Source organism: Pseudarthrobacter sp., from assembly GCF_036675385.1.
Taxonomy (GTDB): domain Bacteria; phylum Actinomycetota; class Actinomycetes; order Actinomycetales; family Micrococcaceae; genus Arthrobacter.
On record NZ_JAKFFD010000165.1, the window covers coordinates 1 to 20,928 of the forward strand.

General features: G+C 66.2%; 22 protein-coding genes and 1 pseudogene. 18 read left to right on the top strand and 5 right to left on the bottom strand.

What is annotated here, in order from left to right:
* The 3 genes and pseudogenes from V6M49_RS14175 to moaA all read right to left on the bottom strand — a co-directional run.
* A pseudogene (locus V6M49_RS14175) lies at positions 1 to 242 on the bottom strand (HNH endonuclease signature motif containing protein); the annotation flags it as partial.
* Positions 243 to 440: 198 nt separating this feature from the next.
* Entirely contained in the window at positions 441 to 707 is a 267-nt protein-coding gene (locus tag V6M49_RS14180; RefSeq protein ID WP_141140014.1) for a MoaD/ThiS family protein, read from the bottom strand.
* A 4-nt stretch (positions 708 to 711) separates the two neighbouring features.
* On the bottom strand, positions 712 to 1,914 hold the full coding sequence (moaA, locus tag V6M49_RS14185) for a GTP 3',8-cyclase MoaA (protein ID WP_332761543.1): 1,203 nt from the start codon (positions 1,912 to 1,914) through the stop codon (positions 712 to 714).
* 249 nt (positions 1,915 to 2,163) lie between these two features.
* Here moaA and V6M49_RS14190 point away from each other — a divergent pair, with 249 nt between their 5' ends.
* The 7 genes from V6M49_RS14190 to V6M49_RS14220 all read left to right on the top strand — a co-directional run bounded on the left by V6M49_RS14190 (position 2,164) and on the right by V6M49_RS14220 (position 7,826).
* Positions 2,164 to 3,720 (top strand): molybdopterin-dependent oxidoreductase, encoded by a 1,557-nt coding sequence (locus V6M49_RS14190; protein ID WP_332761623.1) that lies wholly within the window; start codon positions 2,164 to 2,166, stop codon positions 3,718 to 3,720.
* Positions 3,721 to 3,743: 23 nt separating this feature from the next.
* Positions 3,744 to 4,988 carry a molybdopterin molybdotransferase MoeA gene (locus V6M49_RS14195; RefSeq protein WP_332761625.1) on the top strand — a complete coding sequence of 415 codons (1,245 nt, stop codon included), beginning with the start codon at positions 3,744 to 3,746 and terminating at the stop codon, positions 4,986 to 4,988.
* Positions 4,976 to 5,470, top strand: coding sequence for a cyclic pyranopterin monophosphate synthase MoaC (gene moaC / locus V6M49_RS14200; protein WP_141140016.1), 495 nt, complete (start codon positions 4,976 to 4,978; stop codon positions 5,468 to 5,470). Before V6M49_RS14195 ends, moaC begins: the two co-directional genes overlap by 13 nt.
* Complete coding sequence (locus tag V6M49_RS14205; protein ID WP_141140017.1) at positions 5,467 to 6,027, top strand: MogA/MoaB family molybdenum cofactor biosynthesis protein; 561 nt, start codon at positions 5,467 to 5,469, stop codon at positions 6,025 to 6,027. Before moaC ends, V6M49_RS14205 begins: the two co-directional genes overlap by 4 nt.
* Entirely contained in the window at positions 6,017 to 6,478 is a 462-nt protein-coding gene (locus V6M49_RS14210; protein ID WP_141140018.1) for a molybdenum cofactor biosynthesis protein MoaE, read from the top strand. The genes V6M49_RS14205 and V6M49_RS14210 overlap by 11 nt, the downstream gene beginning before the upstream one ends.
* A gap of 94 nt (positions 6,479 to 6,572) precedes the next feature.
* Positions 6,573 to 7,343, top strand: a complete 771-nt coding sequence (gene dapB, locus V6M49_RS14215; RefSeq protein ID WP_141140019.1) for a 4-hydroxy-tetrahydrodipicolinate reductase — start codon at positions 6,573 to 6,575, stop codon at positions 7,341 to 7,343.
* Positions 7,344 to 7,346: 3 nt separating this feature from the next.
* Entirely contained in the window at positions 7,347 to 7,826 is a 480-nt protein-coding gene (locus tag V6M49_RS14220; protein WP_141140020.1) for a hypothetical protein, read from the top strand.
* Positions 7,827 to 7,874: 48 nt separating this feature from the next.
* Here V6M49_RS14220 and V6M49_RS14225 read toward each other — a convergent pair whose 3' ends face one another.
* Complete coding sequence (locus V6M49_RS14225) at positions 7,875 to 9,110, bottom strand: heparan-alpha-glucosaminide N-acetyltransferase domain-containing protein (protein WP_141140021.1); 1,236 nt, start codon at positions 9,108 to 9,110, stop codon at positions 7,875 to 7,877.
* A gap of 106 nt (positions 9,111 to 9,216) precedes the next feature.
* Between V6M49_RS14225 and V6M49_RS14230 the strand changes: the two genes are divergently transcribed.
* The 8 genes from V6M49_RS14230 (at position 9,217) to V6M49_RS14265 (ending at position 17,954) form a co-directional block, all read left to right on the top strand.
* Complete coding sequence (locus V6M49_RS14230; protein WP_332761547.1) at positions 9,217 to 9,645, top strand: hypothetical protein; 429 nt, start codon at positions 9,217 to 9,219, stop codon at positions 9,643 to 9,645.
* 4 nt (positions 9,646 to 9,649) lie between these two features.
* Positions 9,650 to 10,396, top strand: a complete 747-nt coding sequence (locus V6M49_RS14235; RefSeq protein ID WP_332761548.1) for a carbon-nitrogen hydrolase family protein — start codon at positions 9,650 to 9,652, stop codon at positions 10,394 to 10,396.
* Between the two features lie 125 nt (positions 10,397 to 10,521).
* On the top strand, positions 10,522 to 11,430 hold the full coding sequence (gene dapA / locus V6M49_RS14240; RefSeq protein WP_141140023.1) for a 4-hydroxy-tetrahydrodipicolinate synthase: 909 nt from the start codon (positions 10,522 to 10,524) through the stop codon (positions 11,428 to 11,430).
* A 41-nt stretch (positions 11,431 to 11,471) separates the two neighbouring features.
* Positions 11,472 to 13,163 carry a ribonuclease J gene (locus V6M49_RS14245; protein WP_056342897.1) on the top strand — a complete coding sequence of 564 codons (1,692 nt, stop codon included), beginning with the start codon at positions 11,472 to 11,474 and terminating at the stop codon, positions 13,161 to 13,163.
* A gap of 130 nt (positions 13,164 to 13,293) precedes the next feature.
* Positions 13,294 to 16,215: an FtsK/SpoIIIE family DNA translocase gene (locus V6M49_RS14250; RefSeq protein ID WP_332761550.1), complete on the top strand. Its 2,922-nt coding sequence runs from the start codon at positions 13,294 to 13,296 to the stop codon at positions 16,213 to 16,215.
* A gap of 9 nt (positions 16,216 to 16,224) precedes the next feature.
* Positions 16,225 to 16,860, top strand: coding sequence for a CDP-diacylglycerol--glycerol-3-phosphate 3-phosphatidyltransferase (gene pgsA, locus V6M49_RS14255; protein WP_332761552.1), 636 nt, complete (start codon positions 16,225 to 16,227; stop codon positions 16,858 to 16,860).
* A gap of 9 nt (positions 16,861 to 16,869) precedes the next feature.
* Positions 16,870 to 17,349, top strand: coding sequence for a CinA family protein (locus V6M49_RS14260; RefSeq protein WP_056342902.1), 480 nt, complete (start codon positions 16,870 to 16,872; stop codon positions 17,347 to 17,349).
* A gap of 152 nt (positions 17,350 to 17,501) precedes the next feature.
* Positions 17,502 to 17,954 (top strand): helix-turn-helix domain-containing protein, encoded by a 453-nt coding sequence (locus tag V6M49_RS14265; protein WP_056342905.1) that lies wholly within the window; start codon positions 17,502 to 17,504, stop codon positions 17,952 to 17,954.
* Between the two features lie 75 nt (positions 17,955 to 18,029).
* Here the strand turns inward: V6M49_RS14265 and V6M49_RS14270 are convergent, their stop codons facing one another.
* Positions 18,030 to 18,599 (bottom strand): MarR family winged helix-turn-helix transcriptional regulator, encoded by a 570-nt coding sequence (locus V6M49_RS14270; protein WP_104063364.1) that lies wholly within the window; start codon positions 18,597 to 18,599, stop codon positions 18,030 to 18,032.
* A 41-nt stretch (positions 18,600 to 18,640) separates the two neighbouring features.
* Here V6M49_RS14270 and V6M49_RS14275 point away from each other — a divergent pair, with 41 nt between their 5' ends.
* The 3 genes from V6M49_RS14275 (at position 18,641) to V6M49_RS14285 (ending at position 20,848) form a co-directional block, all read left to right on the top strand.
* Positions 18,641 to 18,865 (top strand): DUF3046 domain-containing protein, encoded by a 225-nt coding sequence (locus tag V6M49_RS14275; protein WP_056343046.1) that lies wholly within the window; start codon positions 18,641 to 18,643, stop codon positions 18,863 to 18,865.
* A 233-nt stretch (positions 18,866 to 19,098) separates the two neighbouring features.
* On the top strand, positions 19,099 to 20,157 hold the full coding sequence (recA, locus tag V6M49_RS14280) for a recombinase RecA (RefSeq protein WP_141140027.1): 1,059 nt from the start codon (positions 19,099 to 19,101) through the stop codon (positions 20,155 to 20,157).
* A gap of 187 nt (positions 20,158 to 20,344) precedes the next feature.
* Positions 20,345 to 20,848 carry a regulatory protein RecX gene (locus V6M49_RS14285; RefSeq protein ID WP_141142018.1) on the top strand — a complete coding sequence of 168 codons (504 nt, stop codon included), beginning with the start codon at positions 20,345 to 20,347 and terminating at the stop codon, positions 20,846 to 20,848.
* The last annotated feature ends 80 nt before the right edge of the window (positions 20,849 to 20,928 follow it).

Sequence of the window (20,928 nt, forward strand, 5' to 3'; positions counted from 1 at the left end):
GGGCCCGCCAAAGCCTCGGCAGCGCTGTTGTAACCGGCGGCCAGCCAGGCCTTCAGGGCGGCACTTTTCGCGTCCAGCCGTGAGATCTCGGCCAGCCCGTCCAGGAAACCATCTGCCACCCGGTGCAACGGATCAGCGTCCCCGGAACAGCCGGACTCGGTCCCGCCCCGGAGCGCAGAAGCAAGCTCAGCGAAAGACACCGAAAGGGCCTCCGCCGTCGCCACAGCTGCTCTGCTATCCATACCCAAATCATCCCCGGAGGGTCTGACAATAACGGCGAGGCTAAACGGCTATGTGCATAACTCCGCCAAGCAACTGTAAGTGCCTGCATCCGTGGGCGGTTTCAAGGTGTCCTCGCAGGGCCTCAACTGTCCGCTCGCGCCAAGGATCCGGCGCCTCAACTGTCTGTGAGAATCCGTTCGCGCCGTCTGCGAGGTGGTCTACCCGCCGGCGAAAGGGGGCAGCACGTCAACCACATCGCCCGGACTTAACACAGTCGTGCGGTCCCGGACGGCCACCTCGTTGAGCAGGAAACTGCTCCGGGACAGGATGCGTTGCAGGGGAGGAGTGCCAGCAGCGGGCTCGGCGCGGTCCACAGCCAGGACCGCTTCCAGCAAATCGGCCACTGTCGCCCCGGGAGGGAGTACGAAGAGCTCTTCTTCGACCCCAGCAGCAGCGCGTGCGGCAGCGAAGTAACGTACGTTCAAGAATTCAGCCTCCGATGGCGCTCATGCTGCGGTCCGGCTGGACAAAGTCCGCCGCGCCGAGACCTGTGTGGTCCATGCCGTGGGCCTTTGGCTTGACCCACATGGCATCCTGCCAGCGTTCGGCCAGGGCCTGATCACTGGCGCCGTCCCGCAGCAGACCCAAGAGATCAAACTCCTCACGGGAGAACAGGCAGCTCATGATCTTGCCCTCGGCTGTGATCCGTGTGCGACGGCAGTCAGAGCAGAACGGCTCAGTGACGGACGCGATGATGCCCACGGTGCCGAGCACCGGCCCTTGGGCTTCCGGCGCCGCCTCCACGCCTTCCGGCCGATGCGCGTTAGCGGCAGACACTAGTCCCTCGGTACCCAGCACGGGACTATCCGGCCCCGCGGTCCGGGCCGCCCGGCGTCGTACTTCAAAACGTTCCGCGGGGGCACCGTCGCGGGCGCGGGGATCGGGACTCAACACAAAGTCGCGCGAGAGCAGAGTGCGGATCTCGGCCGCGGTGATCATGTTCCGGCGGGTCCAGCCGTGGTCTGCGTCGAGCGGCATCTGCTCGATGAAGCGTAGTTCGTAGCCGCGGTCCAGCGCCCAGGCGAGCAGGGACGGCGACTCGGTGTCGTTGATGCCCCGCATCAGGACGGCGTTGAGTTTGACGGGGCCCAGTCCCGCGGCCCAGGCGGCATCGACGCCGGCCAGGACACGGTCCAGGAAGGGGCGCCGGGTCAGCTTGGTGAAGGTTTCTTCGTGCAGCGAATCCAGTGAGACGTTGATGCGGGTCAGGCCCGCAGCCTTGAGCGCGGCGGCCTTCTTGTCCAGGCCCACGCCGTTGGTGGTCATGGAGATGGGCAGTTCCGGATGGTTGCTGCGCAGGGCCGCAATGATGTCAATCAGGTCCGCACGGACCAGTGGCTCCCCGCCGGTCAGGCGCAGTTCGCGAACACCGAGCAGCTCCACGCCGATCCGGACAATCCGCACGATCTCCTCGGCGGACATCACGGCCTGCTTGGAAAGCCATTCAAGCCCCTCGGCCGGCATGCAGTAGGTGCAGCGCAGGTTGCATTTGTCCGTCAGCGACAGCCGCATGTCCGTTGCCCGGCGGCCGTACTGGTCCAGCAGCCCCGGCGCCGTGCCGGCCGGCCGGGCAGGCGGCAGCCCCGGCCCTGCATCCTCCCGGGGTTGTGGCATGCCTAGCTGAACACTCATGAATTCAGGCTACGCCACGTTTACCCCCGGGATCACGCCTATGACGTCCGGGATCCGGTCCATCGCCGGAAGTCCCTCCAAACGGTGGCGAAGTCCTGCGCCGCCGGGACCCGGCGAACCTATGCTGGAGAGGTGAACAGCTCCCAGCCCCTGCAGGAAGCGGCCGACGACGGCGCCACCTCGCCAGTGCGGTCGGGAACCGATGGTGCCGCCCATGGCAGCCGCCGTTGGGCCGCCGCGTCGGGAGCCGTGGCCGCCGGCGCCGCCGTCGTCATAGGGGAGCTGCTGGCAGGACTGTTCAGTCCGTCCCTCTCGCCCCTGACGGCAGTAGGCGGAGCCGTGATCGATGCTGTTCCGCCGGGTGTGAAGGACTGGGCCATCTCGCTGTTCGGCACCGCCGACAAAGCGGTGTTCGTGGGCGGGATGCTGCTGGTTATTATGGCCGTCGGGTCGTTGGCCGGGATCCTGGAGCAGCGCAGGCGGTTTGCCGGTGGGGCGGTGATTGCTGTTTTTGGGCTCGTCGGGCTCAGTGCGGTCCTTACGCGTGCCCAGATGACCCCGGCTGCGGCTGTAGTGGCACTGGCCGCAGCCCTGTCCGGTGCGCTCCTGCTGGGGTGGCTGATCCGCCGGCTCTACGAAGGGCTCCCGGCCGGCGCAGCTGGGACAGGCGCCGCGGGGACAGCAGCCGGGACAGACGCCGCGACGGCGCAAATTCCCGCGGGTACGGAAAGAACCGCCGGACGGCGCACGTTCCTGCAGGTCCTGGCAGCGAGCGCCGGGGCCACCGCCGTTGGCGGGGTTGTGGCCGCGGTCTGGCGAGGTGCAGCCTCCGGCATCAGCACCGCCCGCGAAAAGCTGCAGCTGCCTGCCGCAGTCTCCGGAGCGCCCGCCATCCCGGCCGGCGCCGAGGTAGGACTGGCCGGAATGCAGCCGCTGGTCACACCGAACCGTGACTTTTACCGGATCGACACCGCCCTGATCGTCCCGTCCCTCGACCCCGAAGCCTGGGTTCTCTGCGTTATAGGGATGGTGGAACAGGAGATTGAGCTGAACCTGGCCGATCTGCTGGCCAAGCCGCTGATCGAACGGCACGTCACCATCGCCTGCGTCTCCAACGAAGTGGGCGGGGACCTGATCGGCAATGCCCGCTGGCTCGGCTGGCCGGTGCGGGAACTCCTGGCCCTTGCCCGGCCGCAATCCGGCGCCGACATGGTGCTGTCCCGGAGCTCCGACGGCTGGACGGCGGGCACACCGCTGGAGGTCCTCACTGATCAGAGGGACGCCCTGCTTGCGGTGGGGATGAACGGCGAACCGTTGCCGCTGGAACACGGCTTCCCGGTCCGGTTGATCGTGCCGGGCCTCTACGGCTACGTTTCCGCGACCAAATGGCTCACGGAACTCCGCGTCACCAGGTTCGCGGACGACGTCGGCTACTGGACGCCGCGCGGCTGGTCCGACCGCGGCCCCATCAAAACGTCCTCGCGGATCGACGTTCCGCGCACCGGCCGGCGGGTGGGTGCTGGAACGGTTATGTTTGGCGGCGTTGCCTGGGCCCAGCACACTGGGATCGGAAAAGTAGAGCTACGCGTCAACCGCGGTCCCTGGCAGGCGGCCCGCCTCGCGCCCGGGATCTCGCTGGACACCTGGTACCAGTGGCAGCTGGGCATCGAGCTGACTCCCGGCCAGTACGAGGTCCAGGTCCGTGCCACAGACCTCAACGGCGACCCGCAGGTGGAGGAACGCCGGCCGGTTGCGCCCGACGGTGCCACAGGCTTCCACACCATTAGAGTTGACGTGAATCCATGACCGCCCGGACCGAAGGCAGGACCATGCACAGCCCTCCGCACCAGCACGGCCACACGCCCCACCAGGCACGGTCCGTCGCCCTGCACCGCGCCGCCGTGATCGAACTGCTGGCGCCCCTGCTCGCCCAGGGCCGGACGGGAACGCTGGCACTTCGCGACGCGCTGGGCAAGGGCCTCGCCCAGGACGTGATGGCCCCCCTGAACCTCCCGCCGTTCGCCAACTCCCAAATGGACGGCTTTGCCGTCAACAGCCTGGACGTGCCCGACGGCGGTGCGGAGCTGCCTGTGGTTGTCCCCGTTCCGGCAGGTGCCGTGCCGGCGGCCCTGGACCGCGGCACTGCCGCCCCCATCATGACGGGAGCCATGATTCCCGCCGGTGCTGACGCCGTCGTGCCCGTGGAACGTGCCGTTCCGGACCGGTTCCCCGCCCCGCGGGAAACGACCACTGTGTGGTTGCCGGCGACGGCGGCCGGCACGTTCGTGCGGTCGGCCGGCAGTGATATTGCGGCGGGGGAGCGGGCGCTGGCGGCGGGAACCTTCCTAGGCCCGGCGCAGCTGGGGCTGCTGGCGGCCCTGGGGATCGCCGAAGTTACTGTGCGCAGGCCGGTGACCGTCCTGCTGGTCACCACGGGCGACGAAGTCGTGGAACCCGGCCGGCCCCTGCCGGCCGGCAAGATCTACGATTCCAACGGAACCCTCCTCGAAAGCGCCATGCGGCAAGCAGGCCTGGCCGTGGTGCGCACGGCCATCGCCTCGGACCATCCTGACGAATTCCGTACACTGCTGCGCAGCCATGCCGGCACTGTGGACCTGATCGTCACCACGGGCGGGGTCAGCAAGGGAGCCTACGAAGTTGTCCGCCAGGCCATGGAGGGCCAGGCCACCGAGTTCCTGCATGTGGCCATGCAGCCGGGCGGACCGCAGGGTATCGGGACGTTCGACGGCGTGCCTTTCCTGGGATTCCCGGGAAATCCGGTCAGCTGCCTCGTCTCCTTCGAAATGTTCCTGCGGCCTGTGTTGGCTGAACTGTTCGGAGCACCGTCACCGCGGATCCCTGTCCGTGCACGGCTGGGCCACAGCCTTTCGTCGCCCGAACACAAGCATCAGGTCCGGCGCGGAACCCTCCAGGGGGACGGAACCGTCCGCCTGGAAGGGGGCGAAAGCTCCCATCTCATGCACGCCCTCGCCGGCTCCAACGCGCTGGTGCACGTACCGGTTGGGGTTTCGGCGCTCGCCGAGGGTGACGAGGTGGAAGTATGGATGCTGTGAATCCAGAACATAGCCCGTCCGCGCTGACCCACCTGCGCCAGGACGGAAGCGCCCAGATGGTGGATGTGTCCGCGAAAGCCGAAACCACCCGGGAAGCCACCGCCACTGCCACCGTCCGCACCACTGACGAGGTGCTGCGCCTCCTCGGATCCGGCGGCCTGCCCAAGGGCGATGCCCTGGCCGTGGCGCGGGTTGCCGGCATCATGGCCGCAAAAAAGACCCCCGACCTCATCCCGCTCTGCCATCCCTTGCCGCTCTCGAAAGTCACCGTGGACTTCGAGCTCGGAACCGATTCCGTGGCCATCCTGGCCACGGTCAAGACCCGTGGGGTCACCGGGGTTGAGATGGAAGCGCTGACGGCGGCCTCCGTGGCTGCCCTCAGCGTGTACGACATGATCAAGGCCGTCGACAAGCACGCCGTGCTGACCGACATCAAAGTGCTGGCGAAAAGCGGCGGCAAGAGCGGGGACTGGACACTATGAGCACCGAGAGCACTTACCCGGCTGAGCCAAACACAGAGCCGCACACTCACCTGCCGGAGCCGCACACGCACGGCGAGGTGCAGGGCCGGAAGGCCGGGGTTGTCATTGCGTCCACCCGTGCCGCCGCAGGCATCTATGAGGATGTAACCGGGCCCGTCATCATCGACTGGCTCACCGAGCATGGCTTTGAGGCGTACCCCGCCATGGTGGTGCCGGACGGTGAGCCGGTCGGTGCGGCGATCCGGGCCCTCCTCACCCAGCATCCCGCCGTCGTAATCACCAGCGGCGGCACCGGGCTCAGCCCGGACGACCGCACACCCGAGGTCACCCTGCCCCTTCTGGACCGGGAAATCCCGGGCATCATGGAGGCCACCCGGCGCGAAGGGGCAGCCAAAACGCCGCTCGCCGCGCTCAGCCGCGGGCATGCCGGCGCTGCGGGGCAGACGTTCATCATTAACCTGCCCGGGTCGCCCAAGGGCGTTATGGACGGACTGGCTGTGCTCGATCCGTTGATCGGGCACCTGTGCGACCAGCTGGAGGGCGGTCATGGGCACTGACGCGGTTTTCGAAGTGGTCCACGCGGTGCTGAGCGCAGAACCCATCTCCGTGGAGCAGGCCATCGCCGCGGTGGAGTCTGACACCGCAGGGGCCGTGGTCAGTTTCAGCGGGGTGGTGCGGAACCACGACGGCGGCAAGGCAGTGGAGCGGCTCAGTTACAGTGCGCACCCCACGGCTCACCAGGTAATGGCCGACGTCGTCGCCCGCCTGGCCGCCGAACATGCCGGCGACGGGGCCGCCACGCAGCCTGTGCGGATCTGGGCTGCCCACCGCATCGGGATGCTCAACATCGGAGATCCGGCGCTGGTCTGTGCGGTCTCGGCTGCGCACCGCGGACAGGCCTTTGCCGTGTGTTCCGAACTCGTGGACCGCATCAAGGAGCAGGTTCCCATCTGGAAGGAACAGTTCTTCGCCGACGGCACGGTGGAGTGGGTGGGCGCAGGCAGCTGAGCACCACGGGCTTCCCTCCGCGTTCCGGCGGTTGCGAGGTAACGCACAGCCTCCGGTTCAATCCCGCACCCGGCCCGACGGTAGGGTTAACGGCATGACCGAACAACTCTCCGTGCCCACCCGCGTGGCTGTCCTGGGCGCCAACGGGCGCATGGGCGCCGAAGCCGTAAAGGCCGTTGAAGCTGCCTCCGACCTGATGCTCGTAGCCGCCCTGGGACGCGGCGACTCGCTGGACCAGCTGGCCACGTCAGGTGCCCACATAGTGGTGGACCTCACCGTCCCCGAAAGCACGGAAGCGAACGTCCGCTACGCCGTCGAGCATGGCATGCACGCCGTCGTGGGAACCACGGGTTGGGATGCCACCAGGCTCGCCGCCCTGGAAGCCCAGCTGGCAGAGAACCCGGAAACCGGAGTGCTGATCGCCCCCAACTTCGCCCTCGGCTCCGTGCTGGCCTCGGCCTTCGCTGCCAAGGCCTCCAAATACTTCGAGTCCGTCGAAATCATCGAACTGCACCACCCGGAAAAGGTTGACGCGCCGTCCGGGACCGCTGTGCGCACCGCCCAGCTCATCGCTGCCGAGCGCAAGGCTGCGGACGTTCCGCCCAGTCCTGACGCGACCACCAGCGAACTCGCCGGCGCGCGGGGTTGCGAGGTTGAAGGAGTCCGCGTTCACAGCGTCCGGCTGCGCGGGCTGGTGGCCCACCAGGAGGTGCTCCTCGGCGGTCCGGGGGAGCAGCTGACCTTCCGCCATGATTCCTTTGACCGTGCTTCCTTTATGCCCGGAGTGCTGCTTGGCGTGCGAAACGTCGCCGCGCATCCGGGACTGACGGTTGGCCTGGACGGCTACCTGGACCTGGGGCTCTAGGCCGTGGGCGAGTTCCTGGCTGCGTTCCGGAAGAACCGCACCAAGATCTGGGTGGGTGCCGTCACGCTCCTGCTGGTCTTCTACCTGGTGGTGTCCTTCCAGCGCTCCGTTCTCCTGCTGCTGGACAGCAACCCCGCCGCCAAGGCCATCGGAGCGGCCTACCTGGTCCTCCCGGCCATCGGCGCCTGGGCCATGATCCGTGAACTGCTGTTCGGTGCGCGCACGGAACAGATGGCCAAGGTCCTCGAGGCCGAAGGCGGGCTCCCGGTGGACGAACTCCCGCGCACACCCGCCGGCCGGATCGTCCGCTCAGCGGCGGATCTGGAATTCGAAAAGTACAAGTCCGAGGCTGAGGCCGCGCCCGGCGACTGGCGTTCGTGGTTCCGGCTCAGCTGCGCCTATGACGCTGCCGGGGACCGCAAGCGCGCCCGCGCCTCCATGCGCGACGCCGTGAAGCTGTTCCGCGGCAACGTTCCGGCGTAGGAGCCTGCTCTCTGCGACTGCTCTCGGCGGCAGGTCAATGGCGGCAGGCTAGCGCAGGCCGGCCCGTCCGCCGCGCCCCAGTTGGTTGGCGGCATGGCCCACCAGTTCCAGTGGCCCCCGCCATTTCAGGAGGACAAACACGATGCCCACGGCGATGGCCGTCACGGCATGTGCCCAGTACATCCCCGCCTCGGTCCAGCCCGCGGGCAGCGGCTTCAGGTAGAACGCCGAAACCACCCACACATGCACTGAGTAGAGCGTGAGCGTCATCGCCCCCGCGCCGCGCAGCGGCAGCAGCAGGTCCAGGTCCAGCCAGTCAGCCAGCCTGCCGAGCAGGAGGAACACACCCACAACGGCGGCCGCCACGCCGCAGGTGTGAAGCAGATCCAGCGTGGTGGCCGAATGCGGTGCCGCGGCCGCCAGCCACCACCACGATCCTTCCTGCCGGATTCCCGTGAGGTTGACCTGGAGGACACTGTCCAGCGGGTATCCGGGAGCGTTCAGGACTGCCTCCAGCGCGGCACGGCCGCCCCAGGTCTCCATTGCGGCGGTGCCCAAAGCCTTGGCCAGTGCGGCCACCGCAGTCCCGCCGGCAAGCAGGAGGACAGGAACCATCGCCTTGGTGAGGGCCAGCCGGCCAATGACCAGGCCCACCAGCAGGTACGACAGCCACTGGAACACCGGGTAGTAACCGGTCAGGAACAGGTCTCCCAGTAGAGGGAAGGGCGTCGAGAGGTCTTCCCAGGACGGGTTGTGCCCCAGATTCAGGGGCGGATTGGCTGCCATAAGCCAGGGGCGGAGGAGATATGCGAGGACCGGGGAAACGACGATCCAGCCGGCGGCCCAGGCGCACAGTGCCTTCAGCTTCAGGCCCAGGAAGGGCAGGATGCACAGGAACAGCAGGGCGTAGTGGACCAGGATGATCGCAAGGTTCACTTCCAGCCCGCCCAATGAGAGCCCGACGGCGGCAATCACCAGGGCGCGCAGTGCGATGCCGCGGCGTGCTGCGTTCAGGGCAACACCTTCCGGAGGTACCTGTTTTCCGGTGGACAGCGCCAGGCCCACGCCAGCCAACACGGCGAAGAGGGCTGCCGCGCGGCCGGAGAAGGTCAGGCCGATCCACGTGGGAGTGAGGTCGGCGTTTGCCTCGAAGGTGGGGAGCAGATGTGTGGCCATCATGCCAAGGAGCGCCAGCCCCCTGGCTGCGTCAATACCGCGGAGGCGGCCCACGGCCTGTGAGGTTCGAGGCACCCGCGAGGGTCTTGCCGGGGCACGGGACGTCATGAGGCGATGTTCTCACACGAACCTTTGTGGCAGCAGTCAAGAGCCAGCCGGAAACACGGTCTTGCAGACCTTGTGTTCGAATATATGTTCGAATAATATGGGCACCATGCAAACCCCATCCCAGCCGCGACCCTTCCCGGAATCCTCAACCGCCGGTGGATCAGTGCGCCCCGCCCGGGACGCCCAGGACCCCGGCTCGGCACAGCCTGTTGGACTGATGAAAGCGATGAGCCCGGGAGTGGTGGACTTCCTCTTCCGCCAGCTCGTGGCAGGTCGGCCCCCTGTGGACATCCAGTGGCAGGACGAAGGCGTCACACTCACCGCCCAGCCGGCGGGTGCAGAGCTGGCCCGCAGGTTGGACGAAACCGACCTCGACGCCTTGACGCCTACGGAACTGTTCCACTACGTCCGGGCGGCCCAGCGGCTCGCGGCCTGGGCTGAGGGGCTGCGGGAGGCAGCGGTGGACCGATACTGCCAGCCAGGGAAGTCGCAGGATGGCGTAGTTCCCTCGGCCAGGCGCGCATCCCTAGGATAGAGGGGTGACTGATGCCCTGACCGTCTCTGCCGTGCAGTACCGGGCGCTGGAAGGCGGGATTATCCCGAACGTGCAAGAACACGTCCGGCTGGTCGAGGATGCCGAATCCCACGGTGCCCGGCTGGTGGTGTTTCCTGAGCTGTCGTTGACGGGGTACAACCTGGCGCTACTGGCTGGTGACGACTCGTGGCTTCAACGCGATGACCCGCGCTTGGCCGATCTCCACGAAATCTGCCGCCGGACGGGGATCACCGCCGTGGCAGGTGCTGCCTATCGGGAACCTGACGGCACGCCGCGGCTCGCCAGCCTCGTGATCCACCCCGACGGCACTACTGGACTCGGGTTCAAAACCCACCTCCACGGCCCGGAGCGGGAGGTCTTCGTCGCGGGCGACGGTGCCGTCGTGATCGAGCTGGATGGCTGGAAGATCGCGCTGGCCATCTGTTTTGACGCCGCGGTTCCGGACCACTCCACCGGGGCAGCCCAGGCCGGCGCGGATATCTATGCCGTTTCGGCTCTGTACACGCAGGCGGAAGAACGGCGGCTTGGCCTGCATCTTGGAGCCAGGGCCATGGACAACAGGATGTTCGCCATCTTGGCGAACCTTGGCGGAGACACGGTGCTGGGCCCCTCCTGCGGCCTCAGCGGGTTCTGGGGACCGGATGGCTTCGAAATGAAAAAGGCTGCCGGAACCGGCACCGAAATAGTCACCGCCATCCTGCAACGGAGTGCCTTGCGGAAATTCCGCTGACTCCGCGGGAGTCGACCTGCGGTGCGTGCTGACCCCATTTCCTGGGGCATCGCGGCCCGCTAGTTGACGCGGATCACGCCGTCCCCATTGTCCTAACCAGCTGCCGACAGGGTAACGTTTTTTCCATGCCTCACAAATCCGCCACCGCTCCTGTCCTTGGTACGCTCCTGACCGCTATGGTCACGCCCTTCACCAAGGATGGCGCCGTGGACTACAAGCAGGCGGCCGAACTGGCCACCAAGCTTGTGGACGATGGCTGCGACGGCCTGGTCGTCACCGGGACCACCGGCGAAACGTCCACCCTCTCGGATGAAGAAAACCTTGGCATGTTCCGCGCTGTCATGGAGGCCGTGGGAGACCGCGCCGCCATCATCGCCGGCACCGGGACGAACGACACCGCACATTCGGTGCGCCTCTCCCAGCAGGCGGCAGCGCTCGGCGTCGACGGCCTGCTGCTCGTCACGCCGTACTACAACAAGCCCAGCCAGGCCGGGGTCCGGGCACACTTCGAAGCTGTCGCGTCCGCCACCGATGTGCCCGTTATGCTCTACGACATTCCGGGCCGCTCCTCCATCGCGATCGAGCCCGAAACCATGATCCGCCTGGCGCAGCACCCGAACATCGTCGCCGTCAAGGATGCCAAAGCCGATTTCATGGCAGCCAGCCGCGTGATGGCAGAGACGGACCTGTACTTCTACTCCGGCGATGACGGACTCACCATTCCGTGGATGTCCTTGGGCGCCGTCGGACTCGTGGGTGTCACAACCCACGTCGCAACGCGCCGCTTCCGCGAGCTGATCGACGCCATCAACGCGAACGACCTCGAAACCGCGCGTAAGATCAACTTCGAGCTGCTGCCCGTCGTGAGGGCAACGATGACCCGCGTCCAGGGAGCCGTTGCAGCCAAACAAATTCTTAAATGGCAGGGAGTCCTGCCCAACTCGATTGTCCGTTTGCCCCTCGTGGAGCCGGACGAAGCCGAGATCGTATCCATCCGCGAGGATTTGGCGGAAGCGGGGCTGGTCTTTCCCTGAGGGCTAAGACCAGCACCCTTCCGCCTGGAAAGTAGTGCACTATGACCCAAACCGCCCTTCCTGGCCTTGTCACGCCTCCACGCCTGCCGCAAGGCACCCTTCGGATCGTTCCGCTGGGCGGACTGGGGGAGATCGGCCGGAACATGGCCGTGTTCGAAATCGACGGAAAACTGCTCATCGTGGACTGTGGTGTCCTCTTCCCGGAGGAGACCCAGCCCGGCGTTGACCTGATCCTGCCCGATTTCTCGTACATCGAGAACCGTCTTGACGACATCGTGGCCGTTGTCCTGACCCACGGCCACGAGGACCACATCGGCGCCGTTCCCTACCTCCTGCGGCTGCGCGCCGACATTCCCCTGGTGGGCTCACAGCTGACCCTGGCGCTCATCGAGGCCAAGCTGCAGGAACACCGGATCCGTCCGTACACGATGACCGTTGAAGAGGGCCAGGTCGAAAAGTTTGGCCCCTTCGAGTGCGAGTTTGTCGCGGTCAACCACTCGATCCCCGATGCTTTGGCTGTGTTCATCCGCACGGCCGGCGGCACTGTCCTGCACACGGGCGACTTCAAGATGGACCAACTGCCCCTGGACGGCCGGATCACCGACCTCCGGCACTTCGCCAAGCTGGGTGAAGAGGGCGTTGACCTCTTTATGTCCGACTCCACCAACGCTGACGTGCCGGGCTTCACCACCGCCGAAAAGGAAATCGGCCCCACGCTGGAACGGCTCTTCGGCCAGGCCACCAAGCGCATCATCGTGGCGTCCTTCTCCTCGCATGTCCACCGCGTCCAGCAGGTGCTGGACGCCGCCGCCAAGCACAACCGCAAGGTGGCCTTCGTGGGCCGCTCCATGGTCCGGAACATGGCCATCGCCGCCAAGCTCGGCTACCTCGACGTTCCCGACGGCCTCCTCGTGGACATCAAGAACATCGACAACATGCCGGACAACCGCGTGGTCCTGATGTCCACAGGTTCCCAGGGCGAACCGATGGCCGCGCTGTCCCGCATGGCCAACGGCGACCACCGCGTAGTAGTGGGCGACGGTGACACCGTGATCCTGGCCTCCAGCCTCATCCCGGGCAACGAAAACGCCGTCTTCCGCATCATCAACGGCCTGCTCAAGCTCGGCGCGGACGTGATCCACAAGGGCAACGCCAAGGTGCACGTCTCCGGACACGCAGCCGCCGGCGAGCTGCTCTACTGCTACAACATCCTTGAGCCGCTCAACGCCATGCCCGTGCACGGCGAGACCCGCCACCTGATCGCCAACGGCAAGATCGCCATTGAGTCCGGCGTCCCCACCGCCAGCGTCATCCTTGCCGACAACGGCACCGTGATCGACCTCAAGGACCACCGCGCAGACGTGGTGGGCCAGGTTGAAGTGGGCTTTGTCTACGTGGACGGCTCCAGCGTCGGCGAAGTCACGGAAGCGGACCTCAAGGACCGCCAGACGCTTGGCGATGAAGGCTTCATCTCCATCATCACCGTCATCAACCGCACCACCGGCAAGGTGGTCTCCGGACCCGAGATCCACGCCCGCGGCGTGGCCGAGGACGATTCCGTCTTCGACGAGATCATCCCCAAGATCAACGCCGCCCTGGAAGAAGCCGTGCTCAACCGCACGGACCACACCACCCACCAGCTCCAGCAGGTTGTCCGCCGAGTTGTCGGCACCTGGGTCAACCGCAAGCTGCGCCGCAAGCCCATGATCATCCCGGTGGTCCTCGAGGCGTAACAGCCCCGAAGGCAAGCGGAATGGCAAAGGCCCGGTTCTTGTAGAACCGGGCCTTTCCCATCCGCAACATGAGGCCGGGAACAGCCGGAAATCCGCGGAAAACCGCGCCAGTTCCGGTACCGTGGCACGTATGGCCACTCGTACCACTCCCGCGCCCCGAGGCACCGCTGGCGGCAAATCCAGCGCCAAATCCGGCAGCCCGGCGGGCCGCGGTGCAGGCGCCACAGCGTCCAGCCGCACCGGCGGCCGGGCTGGCTCTTCGGCCGGCACCGCACGCACGCGCCAGCTTCCCGCCGTCGAACAGCGGCAGCCCTGGCTCCTGCGTATTGTCGGCGGCGCCTGGCTGGCCGTGGGCCATCTGGTCGGCGGCGGTGTCCGCAGGATCGGCTCCGACGTCAGCGACCTGCCGGCGGAGGAGCGCCGCGACGGCGCGGCCCTGTTCAACCTTGCCCTGGGCGTCTTCATCGCCACCTTCGCCTGGTGGGGAATGACCGGCTGGTTCCCCGACGCCGTCTACGGCGTGGTCAACGGCACCTTCGGCTGGATGTCACTGCTATTGCCGCTGATGCTTTTTGTGTGTGCCTTCCGGCTCTTCCGGCAGCCCGACGACGGCCGCGGAAACAACCGGGTAGGGATCGGTTTCCTCATCATGACGTTTGCGGGCTGCGGCCTTGCCCACGTGGTGGGAGGGCAGCCCACCGTTGCCGAAGGCTTCGACGGCCTCCGGCAGGCCGGCGGTATGCTCGGCTTCCTGGCCGCCTCACCCCTTGGGGCCATCCACGCGGCGGTGCCCGTGGTGGTCTACGGCCTGCTGGCCTTCATCTCGCTGCTCATCATTACCGCCACCCCCTTCGGGGCCATTCCACGCCGCCTGCGGGGTGCCTATGAGCATCTGATGGGCCTGGACCTGCAGGAACCCGGCGACGACGGGGACAGCCACGACCGCAGCTACCTCGAGGAATCGAAGGCAACCCCGGCGCCGCGGAAGAAGAAGCGGCGTTTCTTCGGCAAGGACGACGAGTCCGACGCCGGGCTGGAAGGTTATGTGGGCGACGAAGCCTTCGAGCACGCCGTTATCGACGACGACGAGGCCGACGCAAAATCCGGCAGTGGATCGCGCCCCGCTCCCGGTGTGCGCCGCCCCACGAAGGCGGAGATCGCCGTCGAGAAAATCAAAGCCGCCCAGGGCCTCGGCACTGCAGGGAGGGCTCCGGCAGAGGACAACGCCACCGAGGCCATCCCGCTGGTCACACCCGGGATGGTGGCCGCCGGCTCACTCAACGCTGCACCCGCCGCCGTTGCGCAGGTGCCGGCCAAGCCCGTCACACCCATGCCCCTGCCCGCGCCCATTCCGCAGCGGACCGAGCAACTCTCACTGGCGGGCGACGTCACCTACACCCTGCCGCCGTCGGACGTTCTGACCCCGGGCTCCATTCCCAAAGAGCGCACGGAGGCCAACGACGCGATCGTCGCTTCCCTGACCGAGACCCTCAACCAGTTCAACGTGGAAGCACAGGTCACCGGCTTCAGCCGCGGGCCAACCGTCACGCGGTACGAGATTGAGCTGTCCCCGGGCACCAAGGTGGAGCGCGTCACCGCCCTGTCCAAGAACATCTCCTACGCAGTGGCTTCCAGCGACGTCCGAATCCTCAGCCCCATCCCGGGCAAGTCCGCCATTGGTATCGAGATCCCCAATACGGACCGCGAAACCGTCTCCCTCGGTGACGTCCTCCGCAGCCAGAACGCCCGCCGGACCGACCACCCCATGGTGATGGGCGTCGGCAAGGACGTCGAAGGCGGTTATGTCGTGGCGAACCTCGCCAAGATGCCCCACCTGCTCGTCGCAGGTGCCACCGGCGCCGGCAAGTCCTCGTTCGTGAACTCCATGATCACCTCGATCCTCATGCGGGCAACCCCGGACGAGGTCCGCATGGTCATGGTGGATCCCAAACGTGTGGAACTGACCGCCTACGAAGGCGTCCCGCACCTCATCACGCCCATCATCACCAACCCGAAGAAGGCCGCCGAGGCCCTGCAGTGGGTGGTCCGCGAAATGGATGCGCGGTACGACGACCTCGCCAACTACGGGTTCAAGCACATCGATGACTTCAACAAGGCGGTCCGCGCCGGCAAGGTCCAGCCGCCCGTGGACTCCAAGCGCGTCATCCGTCCTTACCCGTACCTGCTGGTGATTGTTGACGAGCTCGCCGACCTGATGATGGTGGCCCCGCGCGACGTCGAAGACTCTATCGTCCGCATCACCCAGCTGGCCCGTGCCGCAGGCATCCACCTGGTCCTGGCCACCCAGCGGCCCTCCGTGGACGTCGTCACCGGCCTGATCAAGGCCAACGTGCCTTCCCGGATGGCCTTCGCCACGTCCTCCGTCACGGACTCCCGCGTGGTCCTTGACCAGCCCGGGGCCGAAAAACTCATCGGCCAGGGCGATGCGCTGTTCCTGCCGATGGGTGCCTCCAAGGCCATGCGTGTCCAGGGCGCCTGGGTCACGGAGTCTGAAATCCACAAGGTCGTGGAACACGTCAAGGGCCAGCTCAAAGTCGACTACCGCCACGATGTCGCCCCCGAAGCGCCAAAAAAGCAGATCGACGACGACATCGGGGACGACCTCGAAGTGCTGCTTTCGGCCACCGAACTGGTGGTCACCACACAGTTCGGTTCGACGTCGATGCTCCAGCGCAAGCTCCGGGTGGGCTTCGCCAAGGCCGGACGGCTAATGGACCTCCTGGAGTCCAGGGGAGTGGTCGGCCCCTCCGAAGGGTCCAAGGCACGCGACGTCCTGGTGAAGCCGGACGACCTCGCGTCGGTGCTGGCAGCCATGAAGGGCCAGGACGCGCCGGCCATTGCTGATTCACAGACGGCAGCGCTCAGCGACAACGCCAACGCGAACATTGCCCAGGGCGGTTATGCGGAGGACCTCGTGCAGGCGGACCTGGACCAGCGCAGCCAGAAGGTTGAGTACTTCGACGGCGCCGACGCCACCTCGGGCGACGACGAGGACGGTTCCGAAGACGCTTGGTCGCTCACCGGACGGTAGCCTAGGAGTGTGACTAGCACCGAAGCAACTGCCGCCGGCTCCAGCAGCCCAGGAATCTGGAATCTTCCCAACATCCTGACCATGCTGCGCATCGCGCTGGTGCCGTTCTTCGTCTGGTTCCTCCTCGCCGACGCCCCCGGGCTGGACAGCGAGTCCGGGCCGTGGCGCTGGGCCGCGGTGGCGGCGTTCGCCGTCGCCATCTACACCGACAAGCTCGACGGCGACATCGCCAGGAGCCGCGGCCTCGTCACCAATTTCGGCAAAATCGCCGACCCCATCGCCGACAAGCTCCTCATCGGCTCAGCCCTGGTGATGCTGTCCATCCTGAATGAACTGCCGTGGTGGGTCACCATCGTCATCCTCGTCAGGGAATGGGGCATCACCGCCCTTCGTTTCTTTGTCATCCGGTACGGTGTCATCCCGGCCTCGCGCGGGGGCAAGCTCAAGACTGTCGTTCAGACAGCAGCGATCTTCCTGTATCTCCTGCCCCTCGGCGCGCTGGCGCCGTGGCTTGTCTGGGTGGCTTTCGCCGTCATGATCGTGGCTGTCCTGATCACGGTATGGACCGGCGTCGAATACGTCATTGAAGCCCTGCGCATCCGGTCACAGGGCAAACGGGCCGGAAAAACTACAGCTGGCAACTAGGGAGCCGATGTGACCAACCTTCACCACCTGGCGGAACAGACAGTCAAAATGGCCCTGGAAACGGGCCGCACCGTCGCGACCGCGGAGTCGCTCACTGCGGGAATGGTCAGCGCCGTCCTCGCCGACACAGCCGGAGCCTCAGGCATGCTCCAAGGCGGTGTGGTGGCCTACCAGAACTCCGTCAAAGTGGACGTCCTGGGTGTTCCGGCAGAGCTGCTGGCCGCCGCCGGATCCGTTGACGGTGCTGTCGCAGCGGCCATGGCGGCAGGGGCCAGGACCGCGCTAGGCGCCGACCTCGGCGTCGCCACCACGGGGGTAGCCGGCCCGGAGGAACATGACGGCAAAGCGGTGGGGACGGTGTTCATCGGGATTGCCACAGCGGCCGGTGCGTCCTACCTCGAGTACGGCTTCACGGGTAACCGGGCAGAGATCCGCGGACAGGCTTGCGGTGCCGCGTTGGAAAGCCTGATCGCGGCCCTATCTTCCTGAAGCTACCGGGCGTAAAGTTGCCGGGAACAAATCCCGGCGTCCATTAGTTATTACATTGTGTCGCTTCCGGATAGCGGAGGCGCCTAGGATGAATAAACCACCACGGTTCGCTCCACGGCGGACCGCACTTATGAGGGAGCAAGGCGATACAGATGGTAAAGCAGCCCGTATCCATAAACGGCGTTGTCCGCTGGAAGGATGTGGGCCTCGCCGATCAGGCCAAGAGCGAACAGAAGGAGCGCAAGATGGTTGTACTTCGTCACGAAATCGGTGATGTCCTGCGCGATGTACGCCAGCGCCAGGGACGCACGCTCCGCGAAGTTTCGCACAGTGCCCGTGTTTCCTTGGGCTACCTCAGCGAAGTAGAGCGCGGCCAGAAGGAAGCTTCATCAGAGCTCCTCTCCTCAATCTGCTCAGCCCTGGACGTGCCGCTGTCCAGCATGCTCAGGGAAGTCAGCGACCGTGTCGCCGTCGCCGAGGGCGTAGCCGTTCCGGACACCGTTCCCCAGGAATTCTCACAGCGCTACGGCCGCGACCTTGATCGTGATCTGAACGCTGAACTCAACAACGAACTGTCCAAGGGCCTGCTTTCCGGCGCACGGTAAGCCGTCCGCAGGAGCCAGACAGGAAGTGCAACAAAGCCTCCGGCCATTGGCCGGAGGCTTTGTTGCGTGTGCTGGCTATTTTGCCGTGTCGCCGGCGGACGGGTCCTTCGCGAAACCGTCGAGTTCAAAGAGGGAGTTGAGCTTTGCCATGTATTCGGCGAGGGTCTGCAGTTCCCCGACCGGCCACTCACCGAGCCGCTCACGGAAATCCTGGCGGCGCGCATCCTGGACCTGATGCATTTTTTCCTCGCCCTTTTCGGTGAGGCGGATCGACTGCGCCCTTCCGTCCAGGGGGTCAGCTTCCTTGAACACCAGCCCGATGCTTTCCAGGAAAGCGATCTGGCGGCTGACGGATGGCTTGCCCACTCCGATGTTCAGGGCAAGGTCTGTCAACCGGATGGGTCCCTCGCGCCGGATGACCGAAAGCAGGCCATAGGCTGCCGGTTCCATGTCCGGGTGCACCTGCCGCGAGAGCTGATGGGACACCGACCGGGCGCGCCGCCAAAAGAGACTGATTTGGTGTTCCACGGTGTTCAGTGCCTCATCGACGGTGTCCTTGTCGGTACCTGTCCCCGCAGGGGACGTTGCCGGAAGGCCGGTTTCGGGAAGGCCTGTCGCAGGAGGGCCGTCGGCAGTGTTGCTCATGGCAACAATTCTAGGGTCCGGGACCGTGAGAGACTCTATTGGTGCGGATCAGTGACTATTGGCGGCTTATGGACGACGAATTCGGGGCTGGCTACTCCCGGGTCTTGAGCAGCACCCTGGTCCTCGCCGGGGCCGGCGGGCGAACCGCCGACCAGGCCCTCGCGGCCGGAATGAGCCCGCGGCAGGTGTGGCTGGCCATCTGCGATGTCCAGGATGTGCCGCCGGAGCGGCGCCTGGGACGCGACGTCAAACCCCTGCGCGACTGACGCCGCCACCAACCGGACAGCGTTCCCCAGGCTCACGTGCGCCCTTTCTGCGCTGACACGCCGCCGGATCTGTTCGAATACCTGTTCGGGTAAAGCTATGCTTTTCGTAGTGGGTTATCCACATAGGCGATGTCATCCGGCCAGAATGTCAGCGGGTGCCATTAGCGTCAGAGATGACCAAGAAATGGCCGCTGAGGCCACTCCAAAGCGAGAAAGCATTAGAGGTGTGAACCATGGCGGCAGCCCCGGATCGTCAAAAGGCGCTCGACGCAGCGCTGGCACAGATTGACAAGCAGTTCGGCAAGGGCTCGGTCATGCGGCTGGGCGATGAAGTCCGTGCCCCCATTGAAGTCATCCCCACCGGATCCATCGCGTTGGACGTGGCCTTGGGAATTGGCGGCCTGCCCCGCGGCCGCGTTGTGGAGATCTACGGCCCGGAATCTTCGGGTAAGACCACCGTGGCACTGCACGCCGTTGCCAGCGCGCAGCGCCTCGGCGGCATTGCCGCCTTCATCGATGCCGAGCACGCCCTCGACCCCGAATACGCCGCCAGACTGGGCGTGGATACGGACGCCCTCCTGGTCTCGCAGCCTGACACAGGCGAGCAGGCCCTGGAAATCATGGACATGCTTATCGGCTCCGGCTCGCTGGACGTCATCGTCATCGACTCCGTTGCTGCCCTCGTGCCGCGCGCGGAAATCGAGGGCGACATGGGCGACAGCCACGTGGGTCTGCAGGCCCGCCTCATGAGCCAAGCGCTGCGTAAGATCACCGGCCGCCTGAGCCAGACCAAAACCACTGCCATCTTCATCAACCAGCTCCGTGAAAAGATCGGCGTGTTCTTCGGCTCCCCGGAGACCACCACCGGCGGTAAGGCCCTGAAGTTCTACGCGTCCATCCGCATCGACGTCCGTCGGATCCAGACGCTCAAGGAAGGTGCCGACTCCGTCGGTAACCGCACCAAGGCCAAGATCGTCAAGAACAAGATGGCCCCGCCCTTCAAGATCGCCGAATTCGACATCATCTATGGCCAGGGCATTTCCCGCGAGGGCGGCATCATCGACATGGGCGTTGAGCACGGCATCATCAAGAAGTCGGGCTCGTGGTTCACGTACGACGGCGACCAACTGGGCCAGGGCATGGAGAACTCCCGCAGGTTCCTGCGCGACAACCCCGAGCTGGCGACCGAACTGGAGCGCCTGATCAAGGAGAAGCTTGGTGTCGGGGTAGTCAAGCCCGCCGAAGCCGATGTCAAAGACACGCCGAAGCTGAAGGCTGTTGACGGCTTCTAGGGACACCGCCGACGTGACGGCCGGGCAGAGCGCCGGATGGCGTGCGGCCGGGCAGGACACCGGATCGGGGCGACGGCAGCGGAGACGGGGCGGACGCCCTGGCTTCGGGCCGGACGGACCCGATCCGGATGCTGCCCTCACCGGAGACGCCGACGCAAACCCAGACGCAGAACCGGATCCAGCGTCCGTGGCGCGGGCCATCGTGCTCCGGCAGTTGACCAGTTCGGCCAAAAGCCGGCTGCAGCTGGCTAGGAAACTGGCCGAGCGGAACATTCCGGAGGATGTGGCGGAAGCCGTCCTGGACCGCTTCCAGGAGGTCCGCCTCATTGACGACGCCGAGTTCGCCGACATGTGGGTGCGCAGCCGGTCGCAGTCTCGGAAGCTCGCCAAAGGGGCCCTCCGGCGCGAACTGGCGGACAAAGGAATTGACGCGGACACCGCTGCCGCCGCACTGGAACAGCTTTCCGACGCGGACGAGGAAGTGTCGGCCCGGCTCCTGGTGGAACGGAAGCTCCGGGCAGGCACGGATTTGTCGGACCGCGCCGAGCGGGACAAGATCACGCGGCGGCTGGCGTCAATGCTTGCCCGCAAGGGCTATCAGCCGTCGCAGGCGTTCCGGATCGTCGGCGAGGTGCTCGACGCACATGCGGAGACCCAAACAGATGCACCGGACAACCTGCCGGATCTGTAGGCCCGGGGAAGCGGCGCTCCCGCCCCTACGGCAACCTGAGCGATCCCGCAACCAGGGCGATCCTGCAACCGTAGCGACCC